General features: G+C 65.3%; 11 protein-coding genes. 4 read left to right on the top strand and 7 right to left on the bottom strand.

The features are described from left to right. Positions 1-56 precede the first annotated feature (56 nt). Genes GGR44_RS08400 through GGR44_RS08370 form a run of 7 tightly spaced genes read right to left on the bottom strand, consistent with a single transcriptional unit; the run spans position 57 to position 5637 of the window. Positions 57-422: a DsrE family protein gene (locus GGR44_RS08400; RefSeq protein ID WP_183955113.1), complete on the bottom strand. Its 366-nt coding sequence runs from the start codon at positions 420-422 to the stop codon at positions 57-59. After that, positions 410-1177, bottom strand: a complete 768-nt coding sequence (locus GGR44_RS08395) for a HesA/MoeB/ThiF family protein (protein WP_183955112.1) — start codon at positions 1175-1177, stop codon at positions 410-412. Before GGR44_RS08395 ends, GGR44_RS08400 begins: the two co-directional genes overlap by 13 nt. Next, positions 1174-1638, bottom strand: a complete 465-nt coding sequence (gene dut / locus GGR44_RS08390; RefSeq protein WP_183955111.1) for a dUTP diphosphatase — start codon at positions 1636-1638, stop codon at positions 1174-1176. The genes GGR44_RS08395 and dut overlap by 4 nt, the downstream gene beginning before the upstream one ends. Next, positions 1613-2857, bottom strand: a complete 1245-nt coding sequence (gene coaBC, locus GGR44_RS08385; RefSeq protein ID WP_183955110.1) for a bifunctional phosphopantothenoylcysteine decarboxylase/phosphopantothenate--cysteine ligase CoaBC — start codon at positions 2855-2857, stop codon at positions 1613-1615. The genes dut and coaBC overlap by 26 nt, the downstream gene beginning before the upstream one ends. After that, on the bottom strand, positions 2854-3354 hold the full coding sequence (locus GGR44_RS08380; protein ID WP_183955109.1) for a hypothetical protein: 501 nt from the start codon (positions 3352-3354) through the stop codon (positions 2854-2856). The genes coaBC and GGR44_RS08380 overlap by 4 nt, the downstream gene beginning before the upstream one ends. 5 nt (positions 3355-3359) lie before the next feature. After that, entirely contained in the window at positions 3360-4898 is a 1539-nt protein-coding gene (gene ubiB, locus GGR44_RS08375) for a 2-polyprenylphenol 6-hydroxylase (protein WP_183955108.1), read from the bottom strand. A gap of 7 nt (positions 4899-4905) precedes the next feature. Further along, a complete protein-coding gene (locus GGR44_RS08370; RefSeq protein WP_183955107.1) occupies positions 4906-5637 on the bottom strand; it encodes a class I SAM-dependent methyltransferase in 732 nt (243 codons plus the stop codon). 82 nt (positions 5638-5719) lie between these two features. Here GGR44_RS08370 and mutM point away from each other — a divergent pair, with 82 nt between their 5' ends. The 4 genes from mutM (at position 5720) to GGR44_RS08350 (ending at position 9398) form a co-directional block, all read left to right on the top strand. Continuing rightward, on the top strand, positions 5720-6532 hold the full coding sequence (mutM, locus tag GGR44_RS08365) for a bifunctional DNA-formamidopyrimidine glycosylase/DNA-(apurinic or apyrimidinic site) lyase (RefSeq protein ID WP_183955106.1): 813 nt from the start codon (positions 5720-5722) through the stop codon (positions 6530-6532). A 121-nt stretch (positions 6533-6653) separates the two neighbouring features. Further along, complete coding sequence (rpsT, locus tag GGR44_RS08360; protein WP_183955105.1) at positions 6654-6917, top strand: 30S ribosomal protein S20; 264 nt, start codon at positions 6654-6656, stop codon at positions 6915-6917. Positions 6918-7356: 439 nt separating this feature from the next. Next, complete coding sequence (dnaA, locus tag GGR44_RS08355) at positions 7357-8751, top strand: chromosomal replication initiator protein DnaA (protein ID WP_425511311.1); 1395 nt, start codon at positions 7357-7359, stop codon at positions 8749-8751. A 50-nt stretch (positions 8752-8801) separates the two neighbouring features. Beyond that, positions 8802-9398: a peptidylprolyl isomerase gene (locus tag GGR44_RS08350; RefSeq protein ID WP_183955104.1), complete on the top strand. Its 597-nt coding sequence runs from the start codon at positions 8802-8804 to the stop codon at positions 9396-9398. Positions 9399-9417: the final 19 nt, after the last annotated feature.

Here is a 9417-nt window from a genome sequence, read left to right as displayed (position 1 = left end):
TGGGTTGATTGACGAAAGCGCGTCACATTCGTGACGGATGTGTCATAAAAAACGGGTCAGCCGATCAGCAGTCGGGCCTCTTCGCCGCAATTGCTCAAAAAGCCGACCGGTCCGCCGCATTCGACCCCCTTGGGCAGGTCGGCGGCGGTCATGCCAGCCAATGCCAGCCCGCTTTGGCAGGCGATGATGGCGACGCCCAGCGCCATCGCATCGTCCACCAGCGCGGCGAGTCGCGGCAGCCCCGCCGCCTGGTGCGCGTCGTCGCGCGGCGCGGACAAGGGCGCTCGCAACAGGGCGACGGCGTCGAGTTGCAGGAACAGGGAAGCGGCCCCGCCCAGCGCCGCCTGCGCCGACGCCAGCACCAATGCGCCGCGCAGCCGCTCCGCATCGGGAACGGTCAGCACGATATTCAGCCCGCGCACAACTGCGCCGCACAATGGGAACAGGCCGGATCCTTGGGCAGGGCGATGGTGCGAAAACGCATGGCCATGATGTCGCACAGCAGCAAACGGCCCGCCATGTCCGCGCCGAAGGGGACCAGCGCGCGAATCGCTTCCAGCGCGGCCATGCTGCCAATCATGCCGGTCAACGCGCCGATCACCCCGGCCTCGGCGCAATTGCGGTCGGGCGCGTCCTGCGGATCGCCGACGAGGCAGCGGTAACAGGGTTTGTCGCCTTCCCATCCGCGATAGGTGGCGATCTGCCCCTCCAGCGGACCGACCGCCGCCGACACCAGAGGAATGCGCAGCCAATGGGCGGCGTCGGCCACGGTCAGCCGCGTCGCGAAGCTGTCGCTGCCGTCCACAACGACATCGGCTTCGCGCAGCATGAGCGCAGCATTATCGGTCGTGATCCGCTGGTTGATGGGGATCAGCTTGACGTCGGGGTTCAGCCGCGCGACCGCCGCCATCGCCGCTTCGGGCTTGGGCTGACCGACATCGTCGGTGCCGAACAGCACCTGCCTTTGCAGGTTGGACAGGGCGACGGCATCGTCGTCAATCACCCGGATGCTGCCCACGCCCGCCGCCGCCAGATAGAGGATCGCCGGGCTGCCGATGCCGCCCGCGCCGATCACCGCCACGTCCGCCGACAACAGCCGCGCCTGCCCCGCGCCGCCAATTTCCTTCAGGACGATGTGGCGCGCGTAGCGCTCAAGCTGTTCGTCGGTCAGACTCATGCCGAGCCGATCCCGGTGGACCCGAAGCCCCCCTCGCCCCGGTCGGTTGCATCCAGTTCGGCGACTTCGGCGAAACGGGCGGGTTGCACCGGCGCCACCACCAGTTGGGCGACGCGGTCGCCGCGCCGGATGGGGAAAGGGTCGGCCCCATGGTTGATGAGCAGCACCTTCAGCTCCCCCCGATAATCGGCGTCGATCGTGCCGGGCGTGTTGGGCACGGTGACGCCATGCTTCAACGCCAGGCCGGATCGCGGCCGCACCTGGACTTCATAGCCTTCGGGAATGGCCATGGCGAATCCGGTGGCGACCGGGTGACGGTCGCCGGGGTTCAGCGTCACATCCTCGGCCGACACGACGTCCATACCTGCCGCATGGGCGGTGGCATAGGCGGGCGTGGGCAATCCCTCGCCATGGGGCAGCCGCTTCAGGCGAATTTCAATGGGAGCGAGAGGCGAGGGCATGGGCAACCTTTTCGATCAGTCTGTCGGCCACATCGGCCTTGGCCATGGACGGCCATGTGTCGATGCCGTCGGCGGTGACGATGTGGACGGCGTTGGCGTCGCCGCCCATCACATCGCCGGAAACATCATTGGCGACGATCCAGTCCGCGCCCTTGCGGGCCAGCTTGGCGCGGGCATGGTCGGCGACCTTCTCCGTCTCGGCTGCAAAGCCGACCAGCAGGGCGGGGCGCTGAACATGATGGCCCAGGGTCGCCAATATGTCGGGGTTCTCGGTCAGCACCAGCGGCGCGGGCTGGCCGGAACCGTCCTTCTTCAGCTTCTGTCCGGCGGCGTCGGCGGTGCGCCAGTCGGCGACGGCGGCGACCATGATCGCCGCGTCGGCGGGCAGGGCGGCCTCGACCGCCGCCAGCATTTCGCGCGCGGTCTCCACGTCGATGCGGTCGACCCCCGCGGGCGTCGGCAGATGCACCGGCCCGGCGACCAGCGACACCCGCGCGCCCGCGCGCGCGGCGGCGGCGGCGATGGCGAAACCCTGTTTCCCCGACGACCGGTTGGCGATGAAGCGCACGGGGTCTATCGGCTCATGCGTCGGCCCGGCGGTGATGAGGATGTGCCTGCCCGCCAGCGGCAGGTCGGCGGGCGCAAAATCGGGCTGATCCGCCAGCATGTCGCTCCCGCGCCGGGTCGCCAGCAATCGTTCGATCTCCGCCAGAATGGCTTCGGGTTCGGGCAGGCGGCCGGGGCCATATTCGCCGCACGCCATCTCGCCGCTGTCGGGGGCCATGACGTGGACGCCATCGGCCTGCAACTGCGCGATGTTGCGCCGGGTCGCGGGATGACGCCACATGCGCACATTCATGGCGGGCGCGGCCAGCACCGGCTTGTCGGTGGCGAGCAGCAATGTGGTGGCGAGGTCGTCGGCGATGCCGTTCGCCATCTTGGCGAGGATGTTCGCGGTCGCGGGCGCGACCACGACCAGATCGGCCTGGCGCGACAACTGGATATGCCCGATCTCGCGCTCGTCCTTCAGGTCGAACAATTGGGTGAAGACATTGTCCTCGGTCAGCACGCCCAGGCTGAGCGGTGTCACGAACTGCGCCGCGCTCTCCGTCAACACCGCGCGCACCGCCATGCCCCGCTTCCTCAGCAGCCGCACCAGCTCCAGCGATTTGTAGGCCGCGATGCCGCCCGAAATGATGAGGAGAATGCGCTGGGTCATGGTGCGCTCAGTGCAGATGTTGGATGGTGCTCGTGAACTGTCGTGAAGAGCGCGATGCGGCGCCAACTTGCATATCCCACCAGAGCGCCGGTTAAAGCAGCACCAATGATTTCGAAGCGGTCGATGGCAAAGGATAAAATCTCGGGCAGCGGGATCATCCATTCGGCGATCAGGCCGAGAGCGATGGCGGTCAGGCACCAAAATGCCCAGTGCCCCAAACGACCTGCGCAATTTTCTGCGGCCACCATGATGCCAACACCCAGCAATGCGAAGGGAAACGTGAAGATTATCCCGGCAATGGCAGCGACCAGACCGAAGAACGCTAATCCTACAACGATAAATACGGGCATTATCAGCCATTCGAACCATTGTAGTTCGAATGGATAAGGACTCACTGCGACCTCGTGCGCCAACATAAAAATGGGCAGCGACATCGCTGAACAAAAGCCACTGACTAGCGCGCATATCATCCAAGTCTGGAAAAAATGGCGCGTCATGCCGCTCAGAATAGGAGAAGTGCAGCCACAGCGCCAGCCCCCGCCGCTGCCGCCAGAGCCGCGACCAGCGCATAGCGCCAGCCGCCGCCGATCCGCATCAGTTTCACCTCGACCAGCGGCGGCGGGGGCGGGGCGCCGCCCTTTTCGGGGAAGGCGTCCTCGATCCGCTTCACCAGGCCGGGCAGCCTTTGCAGGATGCGCCAGTTTTCAATGAGCGCGTCGGCCGCCTTCGCCTCCGGCCCCAGTTCGTCGCGCAGCCAGCTTTTCACATAGGGGCCGCTCGTCTCCCACATGTTGATGTCTGGGTGGAGCGCGGTCGCCACGCCCTCCACCATCACCATCGTCTTTTGCAGCAGCAGCAGATGGGGCTGGGTCTGCATGTCGAAATCGCGGGTAATGGCGAACAGCCCGTCCAGCATCCCGCCGACCGACAATTCGCTGACCGGCTTGCCGCGCATCGGTTCGCCCACGGCGCGCAGGGCGGTGGCGAATTCGGCGACATTGTGATGGGCGGGCACATATTGCGCCTCGAAATGAATCTCCGCGACGCGGCGATAATTGCCGGTGATGAGGCCGTAGAGAATCTCGGCCAGCCACATGCGCGCGCGCCGGTCGATCCGCCCCATGATGCCGAAGTCGATGGCGGCGATGTCGCCATCCGCCGTCACGAACAAATTGCCCTGATGCATGTCGGCGTGGAAGAAACCCTCAGCGATCGCCTGGCGCAGGAAGGTGTTGACCAGCCGCGCGGCGATCGCCTTCACATCATGGCCCGCCGCGATCAGCGCGTCGCGGTCGGAAATCTTGATCCCGTCGATCCATTCCATCGTCATAACCCGGCCGCTCGTGCGGTCCCAGTCGATGGCGGGAATGCGGTATCCCGGCATGGCCTGCATCGCTTCGGCGAGTTCGGAGGCGGACGCCGCCTCGCGCCGCAGGTCCAGCTCGCGCGCGGTCCAGCGTTTGAGGTTGGCGATGACCAGGCGGGGGCGCAGCCGCGCCACTTCGCCGCCCAGTTGCTCCATATGGGCGGCGGCCCATTCATAGGTCTGAATGTCGCGGTTGAACTGGTCGATCACGCCGGGGCGGATGATCTTCACCGCCACGTCGCGCCCATCGGTCGTCACCGCGCGATGCACCTGCGCGATGGAGGCGGCACCCACCGGCGCTTCGTCAAAGCGGCTATAGACCTGTTCCAGCGGCCGCCCGAAACTCTGTTCGATCTGTGCGCGGATCGTTTCGAACGGCACGGGGGGCAATGCGTCCTGCAACCGTAGCAGGTCGTTGGCCGCATCCTCTCCCACCAGATCGGGACGGGTGGCGAGCGTCTGGCCCAGCTTGATCGCCGCCGGGCCGATCGACTGGAAGGCGTCGGCATAGTGCGGCTGCGCGGGCACGCGCGCGCCGAAGCGGGCCAGCCGCACCAGCCGCCGCACGGGCGCGGGGGTCAGCGGGTCGCGCTCGATACCGCGCAACGCGCCGTGGCGCGCCAGGGTCCGGCCCCATTTCAACAGCCGGGCGATATGCGTCAGATGCGAAGCCACGATGCGGTCAGATCTTCCAGCCAGAATGAATGGCGACCAGCCCGCCCAATATCGGCTCGACCTTCGTATGCACGAAGCCGGCCTCGCGGATCATCCCCTCGAATTTGGGCATGGGCGGAAAGCGGCGGATCGATTCGATGAGGTAGCGATAGCTGTCCGCGTCATTGGCGAAGAGCTTGCCAAGCTGCGGCACCAGCTTGTGCGAATAGACGTCATAGACATCGGAAAACCCGGCCCATGTGGTGGTGGAGAACTCCAGGCAGAAAAACCGCCCGCCAAATTTCAGCACCCGGTGCGCCTCGCGCAGCGCCCGGTCGATATGGGTGACGTTGCGGATGCCGAAGGCGATCGTATAGACGTCGAACGCCCGATCATCGAAGGTCAGCTCCTCGGCATTCTGTTCCGACCAGATCAGCCCTTCCAGATTCTTTTTTTCCGCCCGCTCCATGCCCACGGCCAGCATCTGCGGATTGATGTCCGACACCGTCACTTGCGCGCCATGGCGGTGCATGCGGAAGGCGATGTCGCCGGTGCCGCCCGCCATGTCGAGGATGCGCTCGCCCGCGCGCGGTTTCACCCGGCGGACGAACTGATCCTTCCACAACCGGTGCGCGCCGCCCGACATGGCGTCGTTCATCAGGTCATATTTGGCCGCGACGTTGGAAAAGACTTCGCGGACCATGCCCGCCTTTTCGCTGGCATCGACGTCGCGATAGCCGAAGGATGCTGTTTCGCTCATGGCCTGATCCTCTAGTCTCTGTTTTCGCGCAACTCCAGCCAAGATGCTGGGCAGGGGGCGCAAACATCCCTAGATAATCGCCATGCCTGAATTACCCGAAGTCGAAACCACGGTCGCGGGCCTGCGCGCGGTGTTGGAAGGACAGAGCCTGGCCTCTGTCGAGCCGCGCCGGGCGGACCTGCGCTTTCCCATTCCCGCCGATCTGCGCCAGCGTCTGACCGGCGCCACCGTCACCGGCCTGTCGCGCCGCGCCAAATATGGGCTGATCGACACGGACAGGGGCGACACGCTGATCTTTCACCTGGGCATGTCGGGCCGCTGGCGCATCGACCCGGTGGAAATCGGTCGCCACGATCATCTGTTGCTGAAGACTGGGGCGGGGCGGGTGCTGGCGCTCAACGATCCGCGCCGCTTCGGGTCTATCGATCTTGCCGCCAGCGCGGCGCTGCCCGCCTATCCGCCCTTCACCCGAATGGGGCCGGAGCCTTTGGGGCCGGCTTTCACCGTCGCCTATCTGGCCGATGCGCTGGCGGGGAAGGCGGCGCCGATCAAGGCGGCGCTGCTGGATCAGCGCATCGTCGCGGGGCTGGGCAATATCTATGTGTGCGAGGCGCTGCATATGTGCGGCATCGCCCCCACGCGCGAGGCCGGGCGGATCGGCCGGGCGCGGATCAATCGGCTGGTCGACTCGATTCGCGAGGTGCTGGCCGCCGCCATCGCCGCGGGCGGCTCCACCCTGCGCGATTATGCCCGGCCCGATGGCGAACTGGGCTATTTTTCCAAACAATGGCGCGTCTATGGACGGGAAGGCGAATCCTGCGATTGCGGCGCACCGGTGCTGCGCCGCGTGGATTCGGGCCGGTCGACCTTTTTTTGCCGGAAATGCCAGCATTGAAGCGGCTTTGCAGCGGTTGACGCTTCACCCATAACTCTGTAAAGGGCGCGGCTTCACGGCGCGGCTGGGTCAGCCCCGGTTGCCCTGCCCGACATTTACGAGACGAAACCGAGGAACATAAATGGCCAACACGCCGCAAGCCAAGAAGCGCATCCGCCGCAATGAACGTCGCGCCGAAATCAATGGCGCCCGCATCAGCCGGATCCGCACCCTGGTGAAGAAGGTCGAAACCGCTCTTGCCGCCGGCGACAAGGAAGCGGCTTCCGTCGCCCTCCAGAGCGTTCAGCCCGAACTGGCCCGTGGCGTCGCCCGCGGTGTGCTGCACAAGAATACTGCGGCCCGCAAGTTCGGCCGCCTGACGAAGCGTGTGGGCGCGCTCGCCTAAATCTTCGCCGAACCGTGAATTGCGATAGGCCTGCCGGGCGTCAGCCCGGCGGGCCTTTCCTCATTTGGTCATCATGCTGTCTTGAAAGCTGAATCCAGCTTTATCCACGATTCGCGCATTTTGTTGCGATATCGAGCAAAATATACCCTTGATTTTACTATTAAATATCATTTCCCCGGATTTTCCGCGCCTTATCGAGTCAATCCTTTTATTTCACTTTTTTGAACCCGCCTGCCCTTGATCCGGCCCGGAGCGCCTGTCTATTTTGTTCCTCCGGCCGCTGATCGAATCACAAGTCCTAAGGCGGCCGTCTTGACAGCTTTGGCAATGCACGTTGCGCGAATGGCGAGGGGGCCTTTTCGCAATGGGTTCGTTGTGCCGGGATTTCCCCGGGGGGTGGTTTTTGGGGTCGACGCGACAGATGACGAACGGTTCGGGCATGATGTGGAATGGCGAGGATAGTCTGGCGACGGATATGGCCCGGCTGGAATCCGTCTGGGCCGCGATCCGCGTCGGCCTGCGTCGCGACCTGGGCGCCCGCCTGTTCGATCAATGGCTCAAGCCCGCCGAACTGGGCGACTATTGCCCCGAATCGCAGACGCTCGACATCGCCTTGCCTTCCGATTTCGCCGCCAATTTCGTGTCCGCCCAGTTTGGCGACCGGCTGCGGCTCGCTTGGCGCTCGGCCAATGTCGAAGTCCGCGAAGTCCGCATGGTCCGCGCGCGTCAGGCCGTCGGGCCGCGATTATTGCCTGTGGCGGTCGACGCCGCCGCGCCCGCCACGGGAAGTGCCTCCGAACCCGCGGCCACCCATTGCAACTTCGATCCCCGTCACCGCTTCGCGGACTTTGTGGTCGGCGACACCAATCGCCTGGCCTTTTCAGCGGCCCAGGGCGTCGCGGGGCGTGACAAGCCGCGTTACTGCCCGTTGTTCATCCATGGCGGCACCGGCCAGGGCAAGACCCATCTGCTTCATGCCATTGCGGCGGAATTTTCCGCCCATTCGCCCCAGGATCCGGTGCTCTACATGTCGGCCGAACGGTTCATGATGGAATTCGTGAACGCCATGCGCGCCAACGACACCATGGCGTTCAAGGCGCGGTTGCGGGCGGCCCGACTGCTGCTTATCGACGACATCCAGTTCATTGCGGGCAAGGGGTCGACGCAGGAGGAATTTCTCCACACCGTCAACGAGCTGATCGACAGCGGCGCGCGCATCGTCGTGACCGCTGATCGCGCGCCGCAAATGCTTGACGCGATCGACCAGCGCATCCTCTCGCGTCTGGCCGGTGGGCTCGTTGCGGATATTCAGCCCGCCGCGCTGCCGCTGCGCCTCGCCATATTGGAGGCGAAGCGCGCGGTCGCTGGTGATCCGCCGGTTCCGCAGCCGGTGATCGATTTTCTGGCGAGCGCCATCCGCTCCAATGTTCGCGAACTGGAGGGGGCGTTCAACAAGCTGATCGCCTATGGCCAGTTGACCGGCCGCGCCATCGATCTCGATTTCGCCCAGTCGATGCTGGCCGACGCGGTGCGCGCCAATGCCCGGCGCATCACGGTGGACGAGATTCAGAAGGTCTGCGCCGCCCATTACCGCATCGACGCGGCCGAAATGCGGTCCAAGCGCCGCGCCCGTGCGGTTGCCCGCCCACGCCAGGTCGCCATGTATCTGGCGAAGCAGCTGACGCCGCGTTCGCTGCCCGAAATCGGCCGCATCTTCGGCGGGCGCGATCACAGCACCGTCATCCATGCCGTCCGCACCATCGAGGCGCTGCGTCAGAGCCACCCGGAAATCGACGCCGACATTCGCGCGCTGCGTCGTCAGCTCGAGGGCTGATCTTATCCAGGGGGTGACAGGGGCGTGTCGCCATGGCTAGAATCCACGCCATGATCGCTCGACTCCTGACCCTTCTTCTGGCTCTTCTCGCCATCACGCCGGCGCTGGCGCAGACGCCCGCCGCGCCCGATCCGCGCGTGCGGCTCGACACCAGCGCCGGGCCGGTTACCATTACGGTCCATCTGACCAAGGCCCCGATCACCGCCGCCAATTTCCTGCGCTATGCCAAAGAGAAGCGGTTTGACGGCGCGACCATCTACCGCGCTTATGGCGCGGCCGACTATGGTTTCATCCAGGGCGGCCCCAGCAATGAACCAACCCGCATCCTGCCGCCGATCGCGCATGAACCGACGACGCAGACCGGCCTTGTCCATGATGACGGCGCCTTGTCGATGGCGCGGTGGGCGCCGGGCACGGCGACCGGCGATTTTTTCATCGTCATGGGCCGGATGATGGCCATGGATGCCCAGCCCGAAGCGCCGGGCGACAATGCGGGCTTTGCTGTGTTCGCCCATGTGACGGAGGGGATGGACGTCGTGCGCGCCATTGTCGCGGCGCCGCGTTCCGCGACTCGCGGAGAGGGCGCGATGAAGGGGCAGATGTTGGAAGATCCGGTTGTCATCCGCTCCGCGCATGTCCTGCCATAGCGCGAAAAATCATATGGTT

The organism is Sphingobium fontiphilum (genome assembly GCF_014196635.1).
Lineage (GTDB): Bacteria > Pseudomonadota > Alphaproteobacteria > Sphingomonadales > Sphingomonadaceae > Sphingobium > Sphingobium fontiphilum.
This window is presented reverse-complemented; position numbering and strand designations above follow the sequence as displayed.

Bases quoted from the DNA above. Each gene is read 5' to 3' on its own strand.
- GGR44_RS08395 (WP_183955112.1), bottom strand. From the start codon at position 1,177: ATGAGTCTGACCGACGAACAGCTTGAGCGCTACGCGCGCCACATCGTC.
- dut (WP_183955111.1), bottom strand. From the start codon at position 1,638: ATGCCCTCGCCTCTCGCTCCCATTGAAATTCGCCTGAAGCGGCTGCCC.
- coaBC (WP_183955110.1), bottom strand. From the start codon at position 2,857: ATGACCCAGCGCATTCTCCTCATCATTTCGGGCGGCATCGCGGCCTAC.
- GGR44_RS08380 (WP_183955109.1), bottom strand. From the start codon at position 3,354: ATGACGCGCCATTTTTTCCAGACTTGGATGATATGCGCGCTAGTCAGT.
- GGR44_RS08370 (WP_183955107.1), bottom strand. From the start codon at position 5,637: ATGAGCGAAACAGCATCCTTCGGCTATCGCGACGTCGATGCCAGCGAA.
- mutM (WP_183955106.1), top strand. From the start codon at position 5,720: ATGCCTGAATTACCCGAAGTCGAAACCACGGTCGCGGGCCTGCGCGCG.
- rpsT (WP_183955105.1), top strand. From the start codon at position 6,654: ATGGCCAACACGCCGCAAGCCAAGAAGCGCATCCGCCGCAATGAACGT.
- dnaA (WP_425511311.1), top strand. From the start codon at position 7,357: ATGATGTGGAATGGCGAGGATAGTCTGGCGACGGATATGGCCCGGCTG.
- GGR44_RS08350 (WP_183955104.1), top strand. From the start codon at position 8,802: ATGATCGCTCGACTCCTGACCCTTCTTCTGGCTCTTCTCGCCATCACG.